Origin of the sequence: Salipiger mangrovisoli (assembly GCF_015223355.1) — a bacterium.
In the GTDB taxonomy this organism is placed as follows: Bacteria; Pseudomonadota; Alphaproteobacteria; order Rhodobacterales; family Rhodobacteraceae; genus Salipiger; species Salipiger mangrovisoli.
Genome location: NZ_JADFFK010000002.1, coordinates 300,048 through 321,376, shown reverse-complemented (window position 1 = coordinate 321,376; position 21,329 = coordinate 300,048). Strand labels below are relative to the sequence as shown.

Sequence of the window (21,329 nt, the reverse complement as noted above, 5' to 3'; positions counted from 1 at the left end):
TGGGGTTAGGCCCTCGTCTCTTACCATATATCGTGCCTGTGGCGCGCACCTTCTGTAAAGCGAAATATTCGCGACACACGCAATAAGTTGTGGAGTGATCTGTTATTTAATCAAGATGCAGATTCCCCCCTCTGTGGGCAACTCCGGGGAATCCGCAGGGGGGCAGACTCAAGGTTCTGAGTCTTTTCAGCGGCCTGACTCCCGCGGTTGGCATGTGGATGAAATCGGTGAAACGGTTGCGAAAGACGGGACAATTCCGCGGTTGAAAATGCCGGTGATTTTTCTGGAAAATGCCGTGTCGCACGTATCGGGTGACACAAATACCCTAAGATACCGTTTAGCGTGTTAAGGATCGCGAACGCGCCCCGATCACGACACTGCCGCCGGGCCATCGCAGGCCGCCAGCACCGGCCGGGCGGCATCGCCGGGGACCACGGTGAACTGCTGTTCGAGCAGACGCTCGCCGCCGGCCTCGAGCGCCATCGTCCAGCTGCCCTCGACCATCTCGTAAGCGTATTCGAAGGTGAACAGGCTGACGCTCGGTGCCCCCGGCGCAGCCTCGGTGGTCCAGCTCTCCACCTCGACCCCGCGCGGTCCCATCGGCGGGTGGGTGACGATCACCCGCAACGCCATGGGCGCGGCGGTCTCGGACAGGGTGAAGCGGATGCCGAAGCTGATGCCGAGCGCGGCAGGCACGATCTCGGTCAGTACATCGACACGTCGGCCCGGCTCGATCAGGTTGATCACCCCCTGCTCGGTCTCGGGCGCCGGGCGACTGCCCTCGGGGGTGACCTGGCAGATCACCCCGCGCTCGATCAGCACCAGGGGCGGCTCGGCAAAAGAAAGGCCGGACCCCGCCAAGGCGGGTCCGGCCAGCAGCATGAGGATCGCGGCGAGGCGCATCAGCCGATCGCGGCGGCTTTCACGTCTTCGTCGATGTAGGGCACGTATTGCGCGAAGTTCTCGGCGAACATGTTCACCAGCTTCTCGGCCTGCGCATCGAAGGCCGCCTTGTCCGACCAGGTGCGGCGCGGATCGAGCAGCAGCTCGGGCACACCCTCGACCGAGACCGGCACCTCGAAGCCGAAGTTCGGGTCCTTGCGGAACTCGACCTTGGCAAGCGAGCCGTTCAGCGCCGAGTGCAGCAGCGAGCGGGTCGCCTTGATCGGCATGCGGTGGCCGGTGCCATAGGCGCCGCCGGTCCAGCCGGTGTTCACCAGCCAGCAGGTCGCGCCGTGCTTGGCGATCTTGTCACGCAGCAGGTTGCCGTAAACTTCCGGGCGCAGCGGCATGAAGGGCGCGCCGAAGCAGGTCGAGAAGGTCGGCTGCGGCTCGGTCACGCCACGCTCGGTGCCCGCCACCTTCGAGGTGAAGCCGGACAGGAAGTGGTACATCGCCTGCGCCGGGGTCAGCCGCGCGATCGGCGGCAGGACACCGAAGGCGTCGCAGGTCAGCATGATGATGTTCTTCGGGTGGCCGCCAAGCGCGGTGGACGACGCGTTCGAGATATACTCGAGCGGGTAGGCGCAACGCATGTTCGCGGTCAGCCTGTCATCCTCGAAGTCGAGCTCGAAGGTCTCCTCGTCGAAGATCATGTTCTCGATCACGGTGCCGAACTTCGAGGTGGTCGCGTAGATCTCGGGCTCCGCCTCGGCCGACAGGTTGATCGTCTTGGCGTAGCAGCCGCCTTCGAAGTTGAAAGTGCCGCGGTCCGACCAGCCATGCTCGTCGTCGCCGATCAGCACACGCTCGGGGTCGGCTGAAAGGGTGGTTTTTCCGGTGCCCGACAGGCCGAAGAACACGGCGGTATCAACCGGGTTCCCCGGCGCGTGGTTGGCCGAGCAATGCATCGCCATGATGCCCTTCATCGGCAGCATGTAGTTCAGCAGCGTGAAGACCGACTTCTTGTTCTCGCCGGCGTATTCGGTGCCGCCGATCAGGATGGTCTTCTTGTCGAAGTTCAGCGCGATCACGGTGTCGGTGCGGCAGTTGTGCTTCGCCGGGTCGGCCTTGAAGCTCGGGCAGTTGATGATGGTGAAGTCGGCGAGGAACTCGTCGAGCTGCTCGCGCTCGGGGCGGCGCAGCATGTGGCGGATGAACAGGCCGTGCCAGGCCAGCTCGGTCACCATGCGCACCTTGATCGAATGCGCCGGGTCCGCGCCGCCGATCAGGTCCTGGACGTAGTAGTCCTTGCCCTTCATGTGTTCGAGCATGTCGGCATGCAGGGCGTCGAACCCTTCGGGCGACATGGCGCGGTTGTTTTCCCACCAGATGTGCTCTTCGACCGAGGGGGTCTTCACCACGTGCTTGTCCTGCGGCGAACGGCCGGTGAACTTGCCGGTTGTGACGTAGAAGGCGCCGCCCTTGCCGAGGGTGCCCTCGCCGCATTTCAGGGCGGCCTCGATCAGAGCAGGCTCCATAAGATTGTAATAGACATTGCCCAGGCCTTCGATCCCCTGATCTTCAAGCCGGAATTGCGGGTTCACCCGTCCAAATGTCATCTGCCAAGCTCCTGTAGCCGCGGTGTGGGCGGCGGTAGTCATTGGGGCGGCACGTCGCCTGCCGTCCACCGGAGGCGCCCGCCACCGGTATCAGAGCCTTTAACATGTTGGGATCGGCCAAGAACAGAAGGCATCCAGCCAGTTAGCGCAACCAAAATAGCTTTAGCGTTAGCACTCGTTAAGGCTAGCGTTACCATCGGTTACAGTTTCTGCACCTTGCGCTGGCGAGGTGAGGCATTTTAGCCATTCCTTACCCAATCTGCGCTGCAATTAAGTCGCAGCTCTGCACTGATTCGCGGTATGGGATTGTTGAACAATGCGAAACTCCGCATACTCGGCGGAAAAAGAAGGCATAACAGAGCAGTACAAGGATGAAGTGCTATGTCTAAAATCGCCCTGGTGGACGATGACAGGAACATCCTGACATCCGTGGCCATGACACTCGAGGCGGAAGGGTTCGAGGTTGAAACTTACAATGACGGGCAATCTGCGCTGGATGCGTTCAGCAAGAAGATGCCCGACATGGCCGTGTTCGACATCAAGATGCCGCGTATGGACGGCATGGACCTGCTCCAGCGAGTGCGTCAGAAGTCCCGCATGCCGGTGATCTTCCTGACCTCCAAGGACGACGAGATCGACGAGGTGCTCGGGCTGCGCATGGGCGCGGACGACTACGTCAAGAAGCCGTTCAGCCAGCGCCTTCTGGTCGAGCGGATCCGTGCGCTGCTGCGCCGTCAGGAAGCTCAGGCTGGTGAAGTCGTTGGGGATACCGAAGACACCAAGCTGATGACCCGCGGCTCGCTGACCATGGACCCCCTGCGCCACGCCGTGACCTGGAGGGGCAAGGACGTCTCGCTCACCGTGACCGAATTCCTGCTGCTGCAAGCGCTGGCCCAGCGGCCCGGCTTCGTGAAATCGCGCGACCAGCTGATGGACGTGGCCTACGACGACCAAGTCTATGTCGACGACCGCACCATCGACAGCCACATCAAGCGCCTGCGCAAAAAGATGCGGACCGTGGACGAAGACTTCTCGGCCATCGAAACGCTCTACGGCATCGGGTATCGTTACAACGAAGAGTAAGCGATGGCCCTGGCCGAAAGGATCTCTATGCGCGACGACAAGTCGGGCGAGCGACAGGATGCCGATGTTGTACTCGGGGATGACTGGATCGCCCCGGACAGCACCGTCGAAAAGGAATTGCGGGACAGCCGGGCCCGGCGGTCGCTCTTTTCCCTGAACCGTTCCCCGCTCACGCGTAAGATCATCACGTTCAACCTGATCGCCCTGAACGTGCTGGCCGCGGGCATCCTTTGGCTCAACTCCTCTCGCGACACGCTGGCCCTGCAACGGGCCGATGCGTCGCTGGCCCAGGCCGAACTCATCGCCGACGTGCTCGAGATGCAGCTGCCCGAGGGTGCGCCGGTCAGCCTCGGCTCGTCAGACGGCATCGATCTGGCTGCGATCCTTGGCAGCCTCAATCTGCACCGCGGCACCCAGGTCCTGATCTTCGACAGCGGCAATTTCCTTGTTGGCGAAGCCGGCGGCCCGCCATCGCTGTCCACCGGCCCCGCCGGACGCGAGACGGTGATCTCGACCTTCCTCGACCAGCTCTGGCAGGGCATCTCGGAGTTCTTCAGCAACTTCCAGCAGGCCCCCGCGCTCGGCCTCGAAGATCAGCTGCGCCAGCGGATCGAAACCGGCGACCCTGCCGTTCCGCGGGTGGAGGCCGGGACAGGTGCGGAGGGCGCGACGCGCTTCAATGCCTTCGCACCGATCCGCCAGGGAGCCAACATCATCGGCAGCGTGGCGCTGGTCACGGCAGCGCCCGAGATCGATGCCGCCGTCACCGCCGAGCGCGAGCGCGTGCTGCAGATGTTCGTCATCGCCACGCTGGTCTCGATCGGCCTCAGCCTCGTGCTGGCCTCGACCATCGCCAACCCGATCTCCGACCTTGCAGATGCCGCCGAGATCGGTCGCGACCGCAACAAGTCGCAGGGCAATTCGCGCCGCATCCGCATCCCCGACCTGACCGCCCGCCCCGACGAGATCGGTCGCCTGTCCGGTGCGCTGCGCGGCATGGTCGCCGCGCTCTACGACCGGATCGACGCCAACGAGCAGTTCGCCGCGGACGTGGCGCATGAGATCAAGAACCCGCTGGCCAGCCTGCGCTCGGCCATCGGCAGCCTGCGCATCGTCAAGAAGGACGAGCACCGCGACAAGCTGCTCAACGTGATCGAGCACGACGTGCGCCGGCTCGACAGGCTGGTGTCGGACATCTCCAACGCCTCGCGTCTCGATTCCGAGCTGGTCAAGGAAGAGGAGCAGGAGTTCAACCTGCTCGAGATGCTCGGCAACCTCGGCCAGTTCCTCGGCGAGGACGCGCGCAAGAAGGGCATCGAGTTCATCACCGACCTGCCCGAGAAACCGATCCAGATCAACGGGCTGGAGCCGCGCCTTGCGCAGGTCTTCGTCAACCTGATCACCAATGCCATCTCATTCTGCGAGGATGGCGACGCGATCCGCGTCTGGGCGCGCCGCCGCGACAACCGCGTTCTGGTGGTGGTCGAGGACACTGGCCCCGGCATTCCCGAAGAGGCGCTTCAGAAGATCTTCAAGCGCTTCTACTCGCAGCGCCCCGAGAACGACTTCGGCAATAATTCCGGCCTCGGCCTCGCCATCTCCAAGCAGATCGTCGAGGCGCATGGCGGGGTGATCTGGGCCGAGAACATTCGCCCGACCGAGGCGGACATCACCTCCGAGCCGCTCGGCGCGCGTTTCGTCGTCGGCCTGCCCGTCTGATCCAATGACCCCCGCGGCGCCGCTCATCCTGCACGCCACCGCGGTGGCGGTGGACGGGCGCGCGTTGCTGATCCGCGGCGCATCGGGTTCGGGAAAGTCGGGACTGGCGCTCGAGATGATGGCGCGCGGGGCGCGTCTGGTGTCCGATGACCGGGTGGTGCTGACCCTGGAGGACGGCGGGCTCTGGGCCGCGCCCCCTGCCCCGCTCGCCGGGCTGATCGAGGCGCGCGGATTGGGGCTGCTGCACGCGGCGCATCTGCCCCGCGCCGAAGTCGTCGCCCTGCTCGACCTCGACACGCCCGAGACCGAGCGGCTGCCGCCACGGCGTCAGATCATGCTGCACTCGCAAAATCTCCCCTTGCTTCACAATGTCGCGCATCCCTATTTTCCCGCAGCGCTCGTTCAATATCTGAAGGGCGCAACAAGGGATCCGGAGAATGGATGACTCGCCGAAAGGACCCCAGCACGTCGTGCTGGTGACCGGCCCCTCGGGCGCCGGGCGCTCCACCGCGATCAACGCGCTGGAGGATTTCGGCTTCGAGGCGATCGACAACATCCCGCTGGGGCTGATCCCGCGGCTGTTGGAAGGTCCCGCGCTGGAGCGTCCGCTGGCGCTTGGCGTTGACATCCGGAACCGCGATTTCACCGTCGACGGGCTGCTTTCGCTACAGGCCGCGCTGGCGGCCGAACCGCAGATCGCGCCGCAGCTGCTCTATCTCGACGCCGCGCCGACGGTTCTGGCCCGGCGTTATTCCGAAACCCGACGCCGCCATCCGCTCGCGCCCGACAGCGCCTATACCGAGGGCATCACGCGAGAGCTGGCGCTGCTCGAACAGGCGCGCACCGCCGCCGACATCCTGATCGACACCTCCGAGTTGAGCCCACACGAGCTGCGCGCCCAGCTCGCAACCTGGTTCGCGGGCGAACAGGCGCAGCAGCTCGCCGTGTCCGTGCAGAGCTTCTCCTACAAGCGCGGCGTGCCGCAGGGGCTGGACACGGTCTTCGACTGCCGCTTCCTCGACAACCCGCATTGGGTTCCGGAACTGCGCGGGCTGACCGGCCTCGACTCCGAGGTCCGCGCGCATGTGAAGGCAGATCCGCGCTTCGATCCATTCCTCCATAAGGTGATTGATCTGGCGCTCTTTCTACTTCCTGCGTGCATTGAAGAGGGAAAGGCGCATCTGTCCTTCGGTTTTGGCTGTACCGGCGGGCAACATCGTTCCGTCACTGTGACGGAAACCGTCGCGCGTGCCCTTGCGGAGCACGGCTGGCAGGTGTCAACTAGGCACCGGGAACTCGAACGCCGCGGCCATGCCGCCAAGGGCGTGGCAACTGGACTGGACGAGAGGTCGCAGGCGTGATCGGCATCGTGATCGTGGCGCATGGTGGGCTGGCCAAGGAATACCTTGCCGCCGTGGAACATGTGGTCGGGGCACAACCCGGAATCATGGCGATCTCGATCGAGGCCGACCATGACCGCGGCCAGAAGCAGTCCGAGATCTGCGATGCGGCGGACCGCGTCGATACCGGCGATGGCGTGGTGCTTGTCACCGACCTTTTCGGCGGCTCTCCGTCCAACCTCAGCCTGCTGGCCTGTCAACCCGAGAACCGGCGCATCCTCTACGGGATGAACCTGCCGATGCTGATCAAGCTCGCCAAGACGCGGCAGCTTCCGGTGCCAGATGCCGTGCGCGGCGCGCTGGAGGCCGGGCGGAAATACATTGACAGTCAGAACGTCAGACCCGATCCCGTCTGAACCCGCCCAACGGCCTGAACAACCAAGAGACCGAAGATGAGTGATACCTCTGTTCGCCGCGTGTTGAACATCGTCAACGAAAAGGGCCTGCATGCCCGAGCCTCCGCCAAGCTGGTCGAGGTGGTCGAGGGTTTCGATGCCCATGCAGAGGTCTCCAAGGACGGGATGAGCGCCGGTGGCGACAGCATCATGGGGCTTTTGATGTTGGCAGCTTCCAAGGGAAGCTTTATTGAAGTCGAAACCTCCGGCCCTGACGCCGCCGCGCTCGCCGATGCGCTGGAGGCCCTGGTCGCGAACCGCTTCGGCGAGGACAATTGAGGCCGCAACCGTCGCCCGAAAGGGTGCAAGACAAAGCAGGGTGGGCACATGCTTGACAGCAATGACGCCTCGGCCAGGCAGAAGCCCCACCTGCCTTCGCCCCCGGCGCCCTATGACAAGCGCAAGCTCAGCTACGCCAATACGTTCACCAACCCGTGGAAGGCCAACACCATTCGGGTGCTTGAGTGGCTGACCGGGAAGATCCCGCTGATCCGCCTCGTGCGCCGCTTCGAGCGCGCCGGCGTTCCCGAGGGACAGGAATTCTGGGCGCAGGCGCTGCGCATGATGCGCATCGAGCTGCAGACCCCCGCCGAGCAGATCGCCCGCATCCCGGAGGATGGCCCGGTGATCGTGGTCGCCAACCACCCGCACGGGCTGGTTGACGGCATGGTGCTGGCCGAGCTGATCGGGCGTATCCGGACCGACTACCGCATCCTGACGCGCTCGCTGCTGACCGGGGTGCAGGAGATCGCAGAGTTCATGATCCCCGTGCCCTTCCCGCACGAAGAGACCGCCCGCGAACAGAGCCTCGAGATGCGCGCCACCGCCATGGAGCATCTCAAGCGTGGCGGGGTGATCGCACTGTTTCCCTCGGGGGTGGTGGCCTCGTCGGAGTCGATGTTCGGCGCGGCGGTCGAGGCGGTCTGGAACCCGTTCACCGCCAAGATGATCCAGCGCTCGGGCGCCACGGTGGTGCCGATCTACTTCCCCGGCGAGAACAGCCGAGCCTACCAGATGGCCAACCGCATCTCGCCGACGCTGCGCCAAGGCCTGCTGATCCACGAGGTGATCCACGCCTGCGGCAAGCCGCAGCGCCCGGTGGTCGGCACGCCGGTCAGCCCCGAGGAGGTCCGCCGCTGGAGCGGCAATCAGCGCGAGTTCGTCGCCTGGCTGCGCGACAGAACGCTGGCGCTGAAAGGCTAGCGCGCGGCGCGCAACCCGAGCGCGGAGGGGGCGCTGCCCCCGTCCGCTGCCGCGGCCTCCCCCGGGATATTTTCAACTAGAAGAACCGCCGGAGGCAGGCCGGAGGCAGGCCAGAAACAGGCAGGGCGGCGGTGGCGCGCTCAGCGCGTCGGCACCGGCTCGTCACCGCGGTAGTCGTAGAAGCCGCGCTTGGTCTTGCGCCCCAGCCAGCCGGCCTCGACGTATTTGGTCAGCAGCGGACAGGGACGGTACTTGGTGTCGGCGAGCCCTTCGTGCAGCACATTCATGATCGCAAGGCAGGTGTCGAGGCCGATGAAATCGGCCAGCTCGAGCGGGCCCATCGGGTGGTTCGCGCCGAGCTTCATCGCCATGTCGATCGAGCGCACGTTTCCGACGCCCTCGTAAAGCGTGTAGACCGCCTCGTTGATCATCGGCACCAGGATGCGGTTGACGATGAAGGCGGGGAAATCCTCGGCCGAGGCGGCGGTCTTGCCGAGCTTCTCGACCACCGCGAGGCAGGCCTTGTAGGTCGGCTCGTCGGTGGCGATGCCGCGGATCAGCTCGACCAGCTGCATCACCGGCACCGGGTTCATGAAGTGGAAGCCGAGGAATTTCTCGGGCCGGTCGGTGCGCGAGGCGAGCCGGGTGATCGAGATCGACGAGGTGTTCGAGGTCAGGATCGTGTGCGGCAGAAGGTGCGGCAGCAGCCCCTCGAAGATCTTCGTCTTCACCGCCTCCTGCTCGGTGGCGGCCTCGATCACCAGATCGGTGCGCGCCACCTCGACCACGTCGAGCGTGGTGGAGATATTCGCCAGCGCCGCGTCGCGGGCTTCGGCGCTGATCTTCTCGCGGCTGACCTGGCGGTCGAGATTGCGGGTGATCAGCTGCACCGCGGCCTCGAGCGCGTCCTGGCTCACGTCCGACAGGCGCACCTCGTAGCCGGCAAGCGCCATGACATGGGCGATGCCATTGCCCATCTGGCCCGCGCCGATCACCCCGATGCTCTTGATTTCCATGCGCCCTATCCTGCTCTGATGCGCGGCAACCTTATGCGCCCGGCTTGCCCCGCCGCAAGCACAAGCCAGGCGATTTTTTCGCGGATTTTCGCATTAGCGAATTGTTGGGGCGCGCGGCCGATCCTGATGCCGGGTGAATGGGAATCAGAATGGGGGGCGTCATGTCCGTTGCCGGGTCCTTTCAGGGTGCTCTGGAGTATTTTCCGTGTCGCTACGGCAAGTCCCGGCTGCTGTTCCGGGGTCCGAAACGTGGGTTGGACGGCCGCTACCTCGCCTTCCTTGGCGGCACCGAGACCTTTGGGCGCTTCGTCGAGGCGCCGTTCCCCGCATTGGTCGAGCAGGCACTCGCGACCGGCGGCAGCGTCGAGGGGCCGGGGATTCCCTGCGTCAATCTCGGCGTGGTCAACGCAGGCATAGACCTATACCTCGGTGATCCGGCGGTGCTGAACCTGGCCGCGCGGGCCGAGCTCTGCGTCATCCAGGTGATGGGGGCGCAGAACATGTCGAACCGCTTCTACGGGGTGCATCCGCGGCGCAACGACCGGTTCCTGCGCGCCTCGGACCGGCTTCAGCAGCTTTTCCCCGAGGTGGATTTCACCGAGTTCCATTTCACCCTGCATATGCTCGGCCGGCTGCGCGAGATCTCGGAGGAGCGGTTTGCCGAGGTCACCGCCGAGCTGCGCATCGCCTGGGTCGCGCGGATGAAGCACCTGCTAACCCTGCTCGGAGGGCGGGCGGTGGTGCTCTGGACAGCCGGTCATCCGCCGCCGGACACCCATGTCAACGCGCTGTCCCCCGCCCCGCTTTTCATCGAGCGCGGCATGATCGAGGCCCTGCGCCCGCGCGCAGCGGCGCTTCTCGACGCGCCGCTTTCGCCCGCCAGCCTCGCTGCGGGCACCGCGGGCCTGGTCTTTGCCGAGTTCGAGGCCGGGGCGGCTTCCGAGTCGCTCAGCACGCTTGCCCATGAGGAGATCGCCGGGAGGTTGGGCCCGATCCTCGAAGGATTGCTGGAGCAGAACCGCTAGGGGCGGGTCAGGTCGCGCCCCACCCGACGTCAGGGCGGGGCGCATGGGTTCCCCTCAGCTGGGGAAGACGGTCAGCTTGCCGCCAAGTTCGGCCAACCTGCCCCAATGCGCGCGATAGTCCTCGCTCGCCTTCTGGAAAAAGGCGCTCTGGATGTGGATCAGCTCCGCCGGCGACTTGCAGTGCAGCATCTTGTGCTGCGTTGCCACATCCGCGCGCACGCGGTCCGCGGTGAAGCTCTGCAACTCCGCACCGATGTCGAGCATCGTGTCGACCAGGGCGGTGGCGGCATAAGGCTCAAGGTTCCAACTGACCCGCACCATGCGCTCCGCCGGAGCCTCTGTGGTCGCCATCGCGGGTGTGACGGAGGGCTTCTGTGGGGCTTCCCCTGAAGCCTGCCGGGACGGCTTGGCGGCTGCCAGGGATGCCGGCTTTGCAGCGGGCTTCGGCGCGGGCCGTTTCGGCGTCGCAGCCTTGGCCACCGGCTGGCGCGATTCGGCGGGTTCCGCTTCCTGCACGGGCGAGGCGACGCGGGGCTCCTCCGCGGGTGCGACCACCTCGGCGGTCACGGGCTCCACCGGCGCGGCGGGCTCGGTTTTCGGCGTCTGGGCCATGGCTGCGGGCGCGGGAACGACCGCCTCAGATGTCTCTTTTGTCACGGAAGTTGCGGCCTTGGCCGGGGCAACCTCGGCAGGTTTCACCGGCGTCCGGCGGCGGCTCATGCTGCCCCGCGACGAGGTCGACTGGCTACGCTTGGTGGTCTTGCGGGGGGTCGGCTTATCCATGTCTGGGCTCCTTCCAAGCAGGATAGTTCTGCCCACCCTTACCACAGGTGAGCCGCAAGCGGGACGCTGCACGCCCCGCTCGAGGTCAATTTGTCACAGGCTGCTCTGCAATGCGGCAATGCTGTCGCGCAGGATGTCCGCAACCCGGCCGATCATCGCGTCATCCATGATCAGCGTCGGCGACAGGATCAGGATATTTCCCAGCGGCCGCGCGATCAGCCCGCGCTTCTGCGCCTCGCGCGCAACGCGCAGGCCGATGAGCTCCTCGGGGGCGAAGGGGGTCTTGGTTGCCTTGTCCTTCACGAACTCGATGCCGATCATGAAGTGGCTGCCGCGCACCTCGCCGACGATGTCGAACGCCTCGAGCTGGCGCAGCAGCCCCTCGAAGGTCTTGCCCGAGGTGCGCACCCGCTCGGGGATCCGCTCGCGCTCCATCAGCGCGATATTGGCCAGCCCGGCGGCGGCGGCGGCCGGGTGACCCGAGTAGGTCATGCCGTGGAAGAACATGCCGCCCGGGCCCGAGATCACCTCGTGGATCTCGTCCGACATGATTGTGGCCGAGAGCGGCTGGTAGCCCGAGGTGAGCCCCTTGGCGGTGTTGATGATGTCGGGCTGCACGCCGAAGACATCCTTCGAGGCGAAGAAATGCCCGAGCCGGCCAAAGGCGGTCACCACCTCGTCGGTCACGTATTTGATGTCATGGGCGCGGCAGATCGCGGCCATCTCGGTGTGGTAGCCCTCGGGCGGCACGATGACGCCGCCGGCGCCCATGATCGGCTCGGCGATCATGCAGGCGATGGTCTCGGCACCGTAATGCTGGATGGTGTCGAGCAGGTCCTGCTTCAGCGCGCCGAGGAACTCCGCCTCGGTCATCTCGCCGCCCTCGCGCCAGTGGTGCGGGCAGCGCAGGTGATGCACCAGCTCACCGGACTTGTCCCAACCCTCGGAATAGCCCGGGGTGGTCATCGCCACCGCGAGGTTGGTCGAACCGTGGTATGCACCGTGGCGCGACAGGATGCGCTTCTTCTGCGGCTGTCCAAGGCGGTTGTAGTAGTGGTGCAGGATGCGGATCGCGGTCTCGTTGGCGACCGAGCCGGAGTTGCCGAAGTGCACCTTGTTGAGGTTCCCCGGCGCCAGCTCGGCCAGCTTCACCGCCAGCGCAGCCGCCGCGGGGTGGGTGAAGTTGTAGAAGGTCGAGTAGAAGTCGAGCGTGTCGAGCTGCTCCTTGATCGCGTCGATGATCTCGGTGCGGCGGTGCCCGGCGTTGACGCACCACAGCCCGCCGATGCCGTCGATCAGCTCGTTGCCCTCGCTGTCGCGCACCATGGCGCCCTCGGCGCTGACGATGACCGTGCGCGCGCCCGACTGCTTGAGCGCGTTGAGATCGGCCCAGCTCTGCACGAGGTTGGTGTCGGCGGTGAGCACGCCGTCGGTGGAAATGTCGAGATCGAGCGACATGGGTTAGACCTCCCTGTAGTCCTGGATTTGGGTGGAGCGGAGCTCGGGCGCGATGGGCGCGCCGACCTCGGCGATCAACAGCGTCTCGCCGGTCCCGGCCTTCGCGATGAGCCGGGCGTCGGGGGTGGCGATGACGGAATTTCCGCCGAACTCCAGCCCATCATCGGTGCCGCAGAAGTTCGCGTAGGCAATGGTGACGCCCGACTCCGCCGCGCGGGCAGGCACGAAGATGTTGGAGACATGCTCGAAGCCCGCCGGGTTGGCGGTGGGCACGAGGATCAGCTCGGCCCCGCGTTCGGCGAGCGCCCTCACGTGCGGCGCGAATTCCACGTCGTAGCAGATCAGCATCGAGGTCTTAAGACCCTCAAGCTCGAACAGGCAATAGGCATCGCCCGGAGCAAAGCTGGCCTTCTCCATCGGGCCGAAGAGCTGGATCTTGCGGTAATGGCCGACCTCGGTGCCGGCGGCATCCCAGCAGGTGGCCGAATTGTAGACCGTGTCGCCGTAGCGCTCGGCCCAGCCGAGGCAGAGTCCGCATCCGGCGGCCCGCGCCATGGCCGAAAGACGCTGGCACCACGCCCCGCCGCGCGGCTGCGACAGGGTGCCGTGCAGGTCGGGCCGGTTGTAGCCGGGCAGGAAGAGCTCGGGCGCGATCAGCAACCGCGCCCCGGCGGCTGCGGCGGCCGCGAGTTGCGCCTCGAGGCGGGAGAACCCCGCCTCGAGATCACCGCCGATCGGCGGACCCTGGTAGAGGGCAAGCTTCATCATCACGGATCAGCCGATCACTTCTTCAGGTTGGTCCAGATCGCGTCGTACATTTCCTGCACGTCCTGCGCGCAGGCTTCGACGAAGACGCCCTTGGCATCCGCGGGCGGGTTCGATTCCGGGGAATTGGCAACCTCGGGGTCGAGGAACTCCTCCACGCCCTTCACGCCGGCGGTGTATTGCGCGTAGTTGGTGACCGCCGCGGCATTCTCGGGCTCGAGCAGGAAGTCCATGAACTTCAGCGCGTTGTCACGGTTCGGCGCGTCCTTCAGCAGCACCACGTTGTCCATCCACACGATCATGCCTTCCTTGGGGAAGACGTATTCGATGGGCGCGCCCTCGGCGCGGGCCTTGGCCGAGAAGCCCGACCAGATCATGCCCGCCGCCGCATCGCCCGAGACCAGCACGTCCTTGGCCACGTCAGAGCCGAAGCTCGCCCAGTCGGCTTTCGCGCCCTGCACAAGCGCGTTGAGCTGCTTGAGCTGCTCTCGGTCCGAGCTGCACTGCGGGATGCCGAGGTAGAGCGAGGCCAGCGTCAGCGTTTCGCCCGAGGTGTCGAGCACGTTGATCTTGCCCTTCAGCTCGGCGGGCGGCTCGAAGATCAGCGACAGGCTGTCGAGCGGGCCGTCGTAGACCTCCTTGTTCACCGAGAAGGAGGTCGAGCCCCACTGGTAGGGGATCGACGACTTGCGGCCCGGATCGAAATCGACGTCCAGCCACCTGTCTTCGATATTGCCGAAATTGCTCAGTTCACTCGGCTCGAAGGTGTCGAGCATGCCCTCGTCACCCATGATCTTGACCATGTAGTCGCCCGGCACGGCCAGATCGTAGCTGCCCATCTTGCCCGCCTTCAGCGCGGCCAGAAGCGCCTCGTTGCTGTCAAAGGTGTCCATGGTCACCTCGACGTCGTATTCGGCGGCGAACTTGTCGAGCAGCTCCTGCGGGATGTACTCGAACCAGTGGTAGAGCGAGAGCTTGCCCTCGGCGCTGGCACCGGTTGCCAGCGACAGCGCCAGCACGGACGTGGTGAGGAAGGTCTTCATGTCAAAGTCTCCGCTGTTGGTCTGTTGGATGTTTTCTTTGGTTTTTATCGTTTGGACTGCCCCGCCCGCCCGATGATCCAGGAGAGCGTGACGAAAACCACCGAGACCCCCAGAAGCAGGGTCGATATGGCCATGATGTTGGGCTTGATGCCCTGTTTGACCGATCCGAAGATCGCCGTGGGCAGGGTCTCGACCCCGGCGCCCTTGACGAAGTTCGTGATCAGGAAATCGTCGAGCGAGATGATGAAGGCCAGCAGGAACCCCGAGAGGATCCCCGGCACCATCAGCGGCAGCAGCACCAGCCGGAACGCCTCCCATGGCGTCGCGTAGAGGTCCATCGCCGCCTGCTCGTAGGTGTCCGGCACGCTCTGCATCCGCGCCGAGATCGGCAGGTAGGCAAAGGGGATGCAGAACACGATATGCGCGATGAAGATGGTCAGAAGCCCGGTCTTGAAGCCGATGGTGATGAAGAACACCAGCGAGGCCACGGCGGTGACGATCTCGGGCACCATCAGCGGCAGGTTGATCAGCGCGAGGCTGGCGGTCTTGCCCCGGAAGCGCCCGGCCCGGTTCATCGCGACGGCGGCGGCGGTGGCAATCAGCGTCGCGCAGACCGCGGCGCCGATGGCGATGGTGAAGCTGTTGATCGCCGCGTCGCGGAACTTCGGCGCCTCGGGGCCGGTGAAGACATCGACGTACCACTTCAGCGAGAAGCCGCCCCAGCGGGTGATCGAGGTGCTGTCGTTGAAGCTGTAGATCGCCACGATCACCAGCGGCGCGTAGAGCACGAAGAGGCAGAGCCAGGTGATCGCGCGGAAGCCGGTGAAGCGGCGCAGGTCGACGGGTTTGGCCATCACCGCTCTCCCTTCGTCTGTGCCCGCGCGTGCACCAGCAGCACGCCCATGACGATGGTCAGCAGGATCATCGAGGCGGCCGCGCCGAACGGCCAGTTGCCCGCCGCGCCCTTGAACTGCTCCTCGATCAGCGAGCCGATCATGAAGGTCTTGGCCCCACCCAGCAGGTCTGGCGCAAGGAACGCCCCCAGCGAGGGCACGAAGACGAGGATGCAGCCCGCCACGATCCCCGGCTTCACCACCGGCAGGATCACCAGCCGCAGCGTCGCCCAGCTGCTGGCGTAGAGGTCCGCCGCCGCCTCGGACATCGAGAAGTCGTAACGCTCGACCGCGGCGTAGATCGGCAGCACCATGAACGGCAGGTAGCTGTAGAACAGACCCAGCTGCACGGCGAAATTGGTGTTCACCAGCGCCAGCGGCGTGTCGATCACCCCGAGCGCCAGCAGCAGCTCGTTCAGCGGCCCGGTGTCGCGGATCAGGAACTTCATCGACACGGTGCGGATCAGCAGGTTCACCCAGTAGGGCACGGTGATCAGGAACAGCCAGACCGAGCGCTCCTTGACGTCGCGCGTGGCGATGAACCAGGCCGTCGGGAAGCCGATCAGCAGGCAGAGCACCGTGGCAAGGCCCGCCTGCCAGATCGAGCGCCAGAAGATGCCGATGTAGGTCCACTCGATGCTCGGCGGCTCGTCGCCGAAGAGCCCCCGGTCGAGGAAGAACTGGTCATAGGCGGCAAGGGTGAACTCCCAGATGACCCCGCCGCGAAATTCCTTGGTCAGGAAGGAGTAGATCGCCATGATCGCCACCGGGGCGACGAGGAACACCCCGATGAAGATCCATGCCGGCAGCAGCAGCCGCGGCCCGTTGCCCTTGTAGATCTCCGACTTGGAAGCGCCGCCCGGCGCGCCTCCGGCCATCAGTCCGACAGCAGGCGCGCCGCGCCTGCCTCGATCTCGAGCCCCAGCCGCGCGCCCCGCTCGGGGATCGCGGCTGCGCCGTTCTGCAGCCGCACCACCAGCGCCTCGCCGCTGCCGAGCCGCGTGTGCAGCTGCGTGTCGGTGCCGAGATAGACGTGGTCCTCGACCGTCGCCTGCAACTGGCCCTGCCCCGGCGCGGCGATCCCCAGCCGCTCGGGCCGCAGCGACAGGTGCCCCTGCCCCGCCCGCGCGCCCAGCGCCGCCGGGCAGCTCAGCCGGGCGCCACCGGGCAGCAGGATCTCGGCGATCCCGTCCGAGACGCGGTTCGCCGTCACGTCGAGCAGGTTAGTCTCGCCGATGAAGTCGGCCACGAAGCGGTTGGACGGCGCCTCGTAGATCTCGCGCGGGGTGCCGATTTGCTGCACGTGGCCCGCCGACATCACCGCGATGCGGTCGGACATGGTCAGCGCCTCTTCCTGGTCGTGGGTGACGAAGACGAAGGCAATGCCGGTCTCGCGCTGGATTGCTTTCAGCTCCGAGCGCACCGCCTGCCGCAGCTTCAGATCGAGCGCCGAAAGCGGCTCGTCGAGCAGCAGCACCTTGGGCCGCGGCGCCAGCGCGCGGGCCAACGCCACGCGCTGCTGCTGCCCGCCCGAAAGCTGGCCGGGGCGGCGCTCGGCGAACTGGCCGAGCTGCACCAGTTCCAGCACCTGCTTGGCGCGGGCCTCGGCGTCGGACACGCTCCAGCCCAGCCGCAGCAGGCCGAAGCTGACATTCTGCAGCACGGTCATATGCGGGAAGAGCGCGTATTGCTGGAAAACCGTGTTCACCTCGCGCTTGTGCGGCGGCAGCGGCGCGATGTCCTGGCCGTGCAGGCGGATGGCGCCCTCCGAGACGTCCTCGAAGCCGGCGATGCAGCGCAGCAGCGTGGTCTTGCCACAGCCCGAGGGCCCGAGCAGGGTGAAGAATTCGCCATCGCCAATCTGCATCGACACGCCATGCAGCGCGGTGACGAAGCCGTAGCGCTTCACCACATTATCGATCTCGACCGCATTCGCCGTCGCAACTGCCGCGGTGCTCGTCATCGAATCCCCTTGCCCTATACCCCCGGTTTCTCGAATGTCAGGCTAAGAACTGGCGAAACGAGGGGTATATACCCCCAAAGAGGTATAATGGAGCAGCTTGCAGGCAGCCCCGAGGCGCAACTGGGGGGCGCGATCTGCGCGCTGGGAACCGACGAGTTCGCCGCAGCGCTCTACCGCTGGCTCACCCTCAGCTACGACATCGACAACACCACGATGCTGGCCTATTTCCAGGCGAGAAAGCCGCAGGTCCTGTTCACCCAATCGCGCGAACCCAAGGTGCATGAGAGGCTGGAAGTAGATTATCTTTCAGGTGCTTACCTCCTAGACCCCTTTCACGACCTGCATGTGCGCAAGGTGCCGTCAGGGCTCTACCGGCTGCGCGACATCGCGCCCGACGCCTTCCTCCGGAACGAGTACTTCGCGGCTTATTACCGGCGCACCACGCTGATCGATGAGATCGCCTATGTGGCCAATCCCGCCGAGGGGGTATCCGTGCATGTCTGCCTTGGCCGCGACGCCTCGTCCGGCCGCAGTTTTTCGCCGCGCGACATGGAGCTTGCCCAAAAAATAGCACCGATTGCCTGCGGATTGTGCGAAAAGCAATGGGGCGGCCTGTCGTCTTCGGGCGACTACACGGACGCCGCCCTCACTCAAAGGTTGATAGACGCGCTGCAGGAGCAGCACCGCATCGGTCTCAGCCCGCGGCAGGCCGAGGTCGCGCTGCTGATCCTGCGGGGGCATTCCACGGTTTCGATCGCTCTCCGGCTCGACCTGAGCCCGCAGACGATCAAGGTCTTCCGCAAGCAGCTCTACCGCAAATGCGGAATCTCCTCGCAGGGAGAGCTGTTCTCGCTGATCCTGCCGCTTCTGGCGGAGTGAGTGCTGCGCCTCAGGCGGGGAACCAGTCCTCGCCGCCGGCGCGCATCTGCGGCAGGCCCACCATCCGCGCGATCCAGCCCGCCATCGCGTCAGAGGGCGCGAGCCCGGCCTTCTCCAGCCACTGCACGTATCCCCAGATGGCGCAGTCGCCGATCCCCGGTGCACCGCCATGGAAGAAAGGCCCCGCCCCCAGCAGCCGGTCGAAGTTCTGCCGGTCGGTCTCGAACCGCCCGGTGAGCCAGGCGATCGCGCCCTCTGGGAAGACCTCGCCTCCCGGACGACGCGACTCGACGAGCTGCGGGACGCACATGCCGATGCGGTTCGCCTCCCACATCAGCAGCTCGGCGCCGCGCCGCATCCCGGCGGCGCTCTCGCCGCCCAGCACCTGCCAGCGGCGGGCGATCTCGAGCAGGATCGCCCCCGACTGCGTCATCGTCTCGTCACCGATCACCAGCGCGGGAACCTGCGCCAGCGGGCTGGCAGCAAGAAAGGCGGCGGGGCGCGTCTCGGGCGCGGCCCAGATGTCCACGAAGACGGTTTCGTGATCGATCCCCGCAAGGGCGAGGGCCAGCGCCACCTTGCAGGCGTGGCCACTGTCGGGATGTCCATAGAGGGTGATCGTCGTCATGCGTGCTGTCCCGTGCTTGTTCGCCCACAAGAAATGCCGTCCCCGCGGGGGCGGTCAAACGGTGTTTCGTGCGCTCCCCGATCACGGCGCGTGATGGCGCGCTGGAGGGGCACGCCGGTTTGACTTGACGGGCGCGCGTTTTGCGGGCTCGGTGCGCGCCGTCTATCAACGGTTTCTAGACGGCTCCCCGGAGTCGCATCGGAGCACAGAATGACCCTCCACGATCCCGCTGCAGAGCTGCGCGCCAATGTCGCCGTGCCCTTCGAGAGGGCGCAGGCCATGCCGGTCTCGGTCTACACTTCCGATGCCTTCCTGGCGCTGGAGCAGGAGCACGTGTTTGCCAAGAGCTGGCTCTGTGCGGGGCGGGCGGACACCCTGAAAGCGCCGGGCGATTTCCTGACCATGGAGATTTCGGGAGAGCCGATCATCGTCCTGCGCGACCGGGACGGCGCGCTGCGCGCGCTGTCCAACGTCTGTCGCCACCGCATGTCGGTGCTGCTGGAGGGGCGCGGCAACACCCGCACGATCACCTGCCCCTACCACGCCTGGAGCTACAACCTCGACGGCTCGCTGCGGGGCGCCCCCGCGATGGACCTGAACACGAGCTTCTGCAAGGAGCAGACCCGGCTGCCCGCCGTGCGCTGCGTGGACTGGAAGGGCTGGATCATGGTGACTCTCGACCCCGCCCTGCCCGAGCCCGGCGACGCGCTGCGCGAGGTCGATGACCTGGTCGGCTACCTGCGGATGGAAGACTACGTCGAGACCTTCCGCGAGGAGCACCGCTGGGACACCAACTGGAAGATCCTCGCCGAGAACTTCATGGAGAGCTACCACCTGCCGATGTGTCACGGCGGCACCATCGGCGGCGCGGTGGATCTGAAGAAGATGACCTGCCCAGAGGGGTTCGAGGGGTTCAACTACCACCACATCCTGAAGGACGACTCGATCGCCCTGTCGATCGCCCACCCCGGCAACACCACGCTGCAGGGCGAGGAGCGGTATCGCACCTGGCTGCTGGCGATCTACCCCTCGCTGCTGATCACCCTGACGCCGGGGTATTTCTGGTACCTGAGCCTGACGCCCGACGGGCCGGGCCACGTGAAGATCCTCTTCGGCGGCGGGCTGCATCCGGATTTCGTGGCAGACCCCGAAGCGACCGCGCATTTCGCCGCGCTGAAGGCGCTTCTCGACGCGGTCAACGACGAGGACCGGGGCTGCACCGAACGGGTGTGGAAAGGCCTGCAATCGCGCTTCGCCACACCGGGCGCGCTGTCGCATCTTGAGCGGCCGAACTACGAGTTCGCCCGCTGGATCGCCGCGAAGATCCCGGCGACACTCTGAGCCGGAAACGGCAGGACCGGGGGTTTCACACCCCCGGACCCCCGTGGGATATTTCGACCCAGAAGAAGGGGCCGGCGCAGCGGCTCAAGTCTTCGAGGTGACGTTTTCCTCGAAGGCCTTCTCGAAGGCGGCCTGTTTTTCCGGGCCGGCCTCGGTCTGGTTCTGCGCGCGCCAGTCGTCATAGGGCATGCCGTAGAAGACCTCGCGCGCCTCGGCCTTGCTCATCGGGATGCCACGCTCGGTGGCGGCTTCCTCGTACCAGCGCGACAGGCAATTGCGGCAGAAGCCGGCGAGGTTCATCAGGTCGATGTTCTGAACATCGGGACGGTCTTGCATAAGGTGCTGGCGCAGGCGGCGGAAGGCGGCGGCCTCGAGCTCGGTGCGGGTGGTGTCGTCCATGGGTCTCTCCTCTCAGTCGGGGGCGTGGGCGAGCGCGGCCTTCAGCAGCGGCGCGAGGCGGCGGCCCCAGTGCTGCTGCGCTTCGGGCTCCGCGATCAGATCGTTGCGCACTTCGATCAGCGTGTTGTGGCGGCCGTGCTTCAGCGCGTGGCGGTGCACCGCGTCGCCCGGCAGATGGCCGGGATAGGGCGCGTTGCGCCCAACCACGAGATCGGGCTGCGCCGACAGAAGATCAATCAGCGCATCCGAGAGCCGCGCATCCCAGGCGTGCAGGATACCGACATGCCACGGCCGGGGCAGCCTTCCGCGCAGCTGCGGGGTGAAGGAATGCACCGAGACCAGCGCCAGTTCGGGCCGCGCGGCGAGCAGGCCAGCCACGGCCTCGTGATAGGGGCGCCAGTAGGCCGCGATCCGGCGCTGGCGTTCGGTCTCATCCGCGTGGCGGTTGCCGGGGATGATCGAGCCGTCGTAGAGCCGCATGAGCAGCGTCGGATCGTCCTCGCCGCGGTTCGGGTCGATCACCAGCCGCGAGAAGTCGGACCAGACAAGCGGGCTGTCCATCGCCTCGGCCAGCGCCCGCGCGGTTCCCAGCGCGCCTATGTCATAGGCAATATGGCGCGCCATGTCCTCTGGCGGCAGTCCGAGGCTTCCCCCCAGTTCCGCCGGCACGCTATTGGTCGCATGGTCGCAGGTGACGAGAAACCGGCCTTTGCGCGCCGCCCCCTCGATGTGAAATGGCATGTGGGTCATCTGTGCTTCGCAGTTTGCCGACATGTCTAGATCAGTTGCGTCGGGAAGGGAATTCCGCAATAAGGTTGGCAACTGTTAGCGATAA

At 65.8% G+C, this 21,329-nt stretch carries 23 protein-coding genes; 10 read left to right on the top strand and 13 right to left on the bottom strand.

Annotation, left to right across the window (positions count from 1 at the left end; all coding sequences use genetic code 11):
• Nucleotides 1-369: 369 nt before the first annotated feature.
• Both IQ782_RS04905 and IQ782_RS04900 read right to left on the bottom strand, forming a co-directional pair.
• Nucleotides 370-903: a DUF3859 domain-containing protein gene (locus IQ782_RS04905; protein ID WP_194133493.1), complete on the bottom strand. Its 534-nt coding sequence runs from the start codon at nucleotides 901-903 to the stop codon at nucleotides 370-372.
• Nucleotides 903-2,501, bottom strand: coding sequence for a phosphoenolpyruvate carboxykinase (locus IQ782_RS04900; protein WP_194133492.1), 1,599 nt, complete (start codon nucleotides 2,499-2,501; stop codon nucleotides 903-905). Before IQ782_RS04900 ends, IQ782_RS04905 begins: the two co-directional genes overlap by 1 nt.
• Nucleotides 2,502-2,882: 381 nt before the next feature.
• Between IQ782_RS04900 and IQ782_RS04895 the strand changes: the two genes are divergently transcribed.
• The 7 genes from IQ782_RS04895 to IQ782_RS04865 are packed head-to-tail and all read left to right on the top strand — an operon-like array spanning nucleotide 2,883 to nucleotide 8,301.
• Entirely contained in the window at nucleotides 2,883-3,584 is a 702-nt protein-coding gene (locus IQ782_RS04895) for a response regulator transcription factor (RefSeq protein WP_194133491.1), read from the top strand.
• Nucleotides 3,585-3,587: 3 nt separating this feature from the next.
• A complete protein-coding gene (locus IQ782_RS04890; RefSeq protein WP_194133490.1) occupies nucleotides 3,588-5,303 on the top strand; it encodes a sensor histidine kinase in 1,716 nt (571 codons plus the stop codon).
• 4 nt (nucleotides 5,304-5,307) lie between these two features.
• Nucleotides 5,308-5,748 carry an HPr kinase/phosphorylase gene (locus IQ782_RS04885; protein ID WP_194133489.1) on the top strand — a complete coding sequence of 147 codons (441 nt, stop codon included), beginning with the start codon at nucleotides 5,308-5,310 and terminating at the stop codon, nucleotides 5,746-5,748.
• Entirely contained in the window at nucleotides 5,741-6,664 is a 924-nt protein-coding gene (rapZ, locus tag IQ782_RS04880; protein ID WP_194133488.1) for an RNase adapter RapZ, read from the top strand. The genes IQ782_RS04885 and rapZ overlap by 8 nt, the downstream gene beginning before the upstream one ends.
• Entirely contained in the window at nucleotides 6,661-7,059 is a 399-nt protein-coding gene (locus IQ782_RS04875) for a PTS sugar transporter subunit IIA domain-containing protein (RefSeq protein ID WP_194133487.1), read from the top strand. The genes rapZ and IQ782_RS04875 overlap by 4 nt, the downstream gene beginning before the upstream one ends.
• Before the next feature lie 36 nt (nucleotides 7,060-7,095).
• Nucleotides 7,096-7,377 carry an HPr family phosphocarrier protein gene (locus tag IQ782_RS04870; protein ID WP_194133486.1) on the top strand — a complete coding sequence of 94 codons (282 nt, stop codon included), beginning with the start codon at nucleotides 7,096-7,098 and terminating at the stop codon, nucleotides 7,375-7,377.
• Nucleotides 7,378-7,425: 48 nt separating this feature from the next.
• Nucleotides 7,426-8,301, top strand: coding sequence for a lysophospholipid acyltransferase family protein (locus tag IQ782_RS04865; protein ID WP_194133485.1), 876 nt, complete (start codon nucleotides 7,426-7,428; stop codon nucleotides 8,299-8,301).
• A 140-nt stretch (nucleotides 8,302-8,441) separates the two neighbouring features.
• Here IQ782_RS04865 and IQ782_RS04860 read toward each other — a convergent pair whose 3' ends face one another.
• Nucleotides 8,442-9,317, bottom strand: a complete 876-nt coding sequence (locus tag IQ782_RS04860; protein WP_194133484.1) for a 3-hydroxybutyryl-CoA dehydrogenase — start codon at nucleotides 9,315-9,317, stop codon at nucleotides 8,442-8,444.
• Between the two features lie 161 nt (nucleotides 9,318-9,478).
• Between IQ782_RS04860 and IQ782_RS04855 the strand changes: the two genes are divergently transcribed.
• Complete coding sequence (locus IQ782_RS04855) at nucleotides 9,479-10,342, top strand: DUF6473 family protein (protein WP_194133483.1); 864 nt, start codon at nucleotides 9,479-9,481, stop codon at nucleotides 10,340-10,342.
• Between the two features lie 54 nt (nucleotides 10,343-10,396).
• On the opposite strand, the gene IQ782_RS29660 is transcribed toward IQ782_RS04855, so the two are convergent.
• The 7 genes from IQ782_RS29660 to IQ782_RS04820 all read right to left on the bottom strand — a co-directional run bounded on the left by IQ782_RS29660 (nucleotide 10,397) and on the right by IQ782_RS04820 (nucleotide 17,247).
• Nucleotides 10,397-11,125: a phasin family protein gene (locus IQ782_RS29660; protein ID WP_240989088.1), complete on the bottom strand. Its 729-nt coding sequence runs from the start codon at nucleotides 11,123-11,125 to the stop codon at nucleotides 10,397-10,399.
• A gap of 93 nt (nucleotides 11,126-11,218) precedes the next feature.
• On the bottom strand, nucleotides 11,219-12,583 hold the full coding sequence (locus IQ782_RS04845) for an aminotransferase class III-fold pyridoxal phosphate-dependent enzyme (protein WP_194133482.1): 1,365 nt from the start codon (nucleotides 12,581-12,583) through the stop codon (nucleotides 11,219-11,221).
• A 3-nt stretch (nucleotides 12,584-12,586) separates the two neighbouring features.
• Complete coding sequence (locus IQ782_RS04840; RefSeq protein ID WP_338092550.1) at nucleotides 12,587-13,351, bottom strand: carbon-nitrogen hydrolase family protein; 765 nt, start codon at nucleotides 13,349-13,351, stop codon at nucleotides 12,587-12,589.
• A gap of 14 nt (nucleotides 13,352-13,365) precedes the next feature.
• Nucleotides 13,366-14,391 carry an extracellular solute-binding protein gene (locus tag IQ782_RS04835; protein ID WP_194133481.1) on the bottom strand — a complete coding sequence of 342 codons (1,026 nt, stop codon included), beginning with the start codon at nucleotides 14,389-14,391 and terminating at the stop codon, nucleotides 13,366-13,368.
• 44 nt (nucleotides 14,392-14,435) lie between these two features.
• The gene (locus tag IQ782_RS04830; protein ID WP_194133480.1) at nucleotides 14,436-15,245 is read right to left on the bottom strand and encodes an ABC transporter permease; all 810 of its coding nucleotides are present in this window, start codon (nucleotides 15,243-15,245) and stop codon (nucleotides 14,436-14,438) included.
• On the bottom strand, nucleotides 15,245-16,162 hold the full coding sequence (locus IQ782_RS04825; RefSeq protein WP_194133479.1) for an ABC transporter permease: 918 nt from the start codon (nucleotides 16,160-16,162) through the stop codon (nucleotides 15,245-15,247). The genes IQ782_RS04830 and IQ782_RS04825 overlap by 1 nt, the downstream gene beginning before the upstream one ends.
• Nucleotides 16,162-17,247, bottom strand: coding sequence for an ABC transporter ATP-binding protein (locus IQ782_RS04820; RefSeq protein ID WP_194133478.1), 1,086 nt, complete (start codon nucleotides 17,245-17,247; stop codon nucleotides 16,162-16,164). Before IQ782_RS04820 ends, IQ782_RS04825 begins: the two co-directional genes overlap by 1 nt.
• A gap of 87 nt (nucleotides 17,248-17,334) precedes the next feature.
• Here IQ782_RS04820 and IQ782_RS04815 point away from each other — a divergent pair, with 87 nt between their 5' ends.
• The gene (locus tag IQ782_RS04815; protein ID WP_194133477.1) at nucleotides 17,335-18,126 is read left to right on the top strand and encodes a helix-turn-helix transcriptional regulator; all 792 of its coding nucleotides are present in this window, start codon (nucleotides 17,335-17,337) and stop codon (nucleotides 18,124-18,126) included.
• Nucleotides 18,127-18,136: 10 nt separating this feature from the next.
• Here IQ782_RS04815 and IQ782_RS04810 read toward each other — a convergent pair whose 3' ends face one another.
• Nucleotides 18,137-18,754, bottom strand: a complete 618-nt coding sequence (locus IQ782_RS04810) for a glutathione S-transferase family protein (protein ID WP_194133476.1) — start codon at nucleotides 18,752-18,754, stop codon at nucleotides 18,137-18,139.
• Nucleotides 18,755-18,964: 210 nt separating this feature from the next.
• Here IQ782_RS04810 and IQ782_RS04805 point away from each other — a divergent pair, with 210 nt between their 5' ends.
• Nucleotides 18,965-20,095, top strand: a complete 1,131-nt coding sequence (locus tag IQ782_RS04805) for an SRPBCC family protein (RefSeq protein ID WP_194133475.1) — start codon at nucleotides 18,965-18,967, stop codon at nucleotides 20,093-20,095.
• Nucleotides 20,096-20,179: 84 nt separating this feature from the next.
• On the opposite strand, the gene IQ782_RS04800 is transcribed toward IQ782_RS04805, so the two are convergent.
• Together IQ782_RS04800 and IQ782_RS04795 are read right to left on the bottom strand one after the other, a co-directional pair.
• Nucleotides 20,180-20,494, bottom strand: coding sequence for a DUF1244 domain-containing protein (locus IQ782_RS04800; RefSeq protein WP_194133474.1), 315 nt, complete (start codon nucleotides 20,492-20,494; stop codon nucleotides 20,180-20,182).
• A 12-nt stretch (nucleotides 20,495-20,506) separates the two neighbouring features.
• On the bottom strand, nucleotides 20,507-21,244 hold the full coding sequence (locus tag IQ782_RS04795; RefSeq protein WP_194133473.1) for an N-formylglutamate amidohydrolase: 738 nt from the start codon (nucleotides 21,242-21,244) through the stop codon (nucleotides 20,507-20,509).
• Nucleotides 21,245-21,329: the final 85 nt, after the last annotated feature.

What these genes read in the sequence shown, in the direction of transcription:
- IQ782_RS04905 (WP_194133493.1), bottom strand. Translation starts at nt 903, where the DNA reads ATGCGCCTCGCCGCGATCCTCATGCTGCTGGCCGGACCCGCCTTGGCG.
- IQ782_RS04900 (WP_194133492.1), bottom strand. Translation starts at nt 2,501, where the DNA reads ATGACATTTGGACGGGTGAACCCGCAATTCCGGCTTGAAGATCAGGGG.
- IQ782_RS04895 (WP_194133491.1), top strand. Translation starts at nt 2,883, where the DNA reads ATGTCTAAAATCGCCCTGGTGGACGATGACAGGAACATCCTGACATCC.
- IQ782_RS04890 (WP_194133490.1), top strand. Translation starts at nt 3,588, where the DNA reads ATGGCCCTGGCCGAAAGGATCTCTATGCGCGACGACAAGTCGGGCGAG.
- IQ782_RS04885 (WP_194133489.1), top strand. Translation starts at nt 5,308, where the DNA reads ATGACCCCCGCGGCGCCGCTCATCCTGCACGCCACCGCGGTGGCGGTG.
- rapZ (WP_194133488.1), top strand. Translation starts at nt 5,741, where the DNA reads ATGGATGACTCGCCGAAAGGACCCCAGCACGTCGTGCTGGTGACCGGC.
- IQ782_RS04870 (WP_194133486.1), top strand. Translation starts at nt 7,096, where the DNA reads ATGAGTGATACCTCTGTTCGCCGCGTGTTGAACATCGTCAACGAAAAG.
- IQ782_RS04865 (WP_194133485.1), top strand. Translation starts at nt 7,426, where the DNA reads ATGCTTGACAGCAATGACGCCTCGGCCAGGCAGAAGCCCCACCTGCCT.
- IQ782_RS04860 (WP_194133484.1), bottom strand. Translation starts at nt 9,317, where the DNA reads ATGGAAATCAAGAGCATCGGGGTGATCGGCGCGGGCCAGATGGGCAAT.
- IQ782_RS04855 (WP_194133483.1), top strand. Translation starts at nt 9,479, where the DNA reads ATGTCCGTTGCCGGGTCCTTTCAGGGTGCTCTGGAGTATTTTCCGTGT.
- IQ782_RS29660 (WP_240989088.1), bottom strand. Translation starts at nt 11,125, where the DNA reads ATGGATAAGCCGACCCCCCGCAAGACCACCAAGCGTAGCCAGTCGACC.
- IQ782_RS04845 (WP_194133482.1), bottom strand. Translation starts at nt 12,583, where the DNA reads ATGTCGCTCGATCTCGACATTTCCACCGACGGCGTGCTCACCGCCGAC.
- IQ782_RS04840 (WP_338092550.1), bottom strand. Translation starts at nt 13,351, where the DNA reads ATGATGAAGCTTGCCCTCTACCAGGGTCCGCCGATCGGCGGTGATCTC.
- IQ782_RS04835 (WP_194133481.1), bottom strand. Translation starts at nt 14,391, where the DNA reads ATGAAGACCTTCCTCACCACGTCCGTGCTGGCGCTGTCGCTGGCAACC.
- IQ782_RS04830 (WP_194133480.1), bottom strand. Translation starts at nt 15,245, where the DNA reads ATGGCCAAACCCGTCGACCTGCGCCGCTTCACCGGCTTCCGCGCGATC.
- IQ782_RS04825 (WP_194133479.1), bottom strand. Translation starts at nt 16,162, where the DNA reads ATGGCCGGAGGCGCGCCGGGCGGCGCTTCCAAGTCGGAGATCTACAAG.
- IQ782_RS04820 (WP_194133478.1), bottom strand. Translation starts at nt 17,247, where the DNA reads ATGACGAGCACCGCGGCAGTTGCGACGGCGAATGCGGTCGAGATCGAT.
- IQ782_RS04815 (WP_194133477.1), top strand. Translation starts at nt 17,335, where the DNA reads ATGGAGCAGCTTGCAGGCAGCCCCGAGGCGCAACTGGGGGGCGCGATC.
- IQ782_RS04810 (WP_194133476.1), bottom strand. Translation starts at nt 18,754, where the DNA reads ATGACGACGATCACCCTCTATGGACATCCCGACAGTGGCCACGCCTGC.
- IQ782_RS04805 (WP_194133475.1), top strand. Translation starts at nt 18,965, where the DNA reads ATGACCCTCCACGATCCCGCTGCAGAGCTGCGCGCCAATGTCGCCGTG.
- IQ782_RS04800 (WP_194133474.1), bottom strand. Translation starts at nt 20,494, where the DNA reads ATGGACGACACCACCCGCACCGAGCTCGAGGCCGCCGCCTTCCGCCGC.
- IQ782_RS04795 (WP_194133473.1), bottom strand. Translation starts at nt 21,244, where the DNA reads ATGACCCACATGCCATTTCACATCGAGGGGGCGGCGCGCAAAGGCCGG.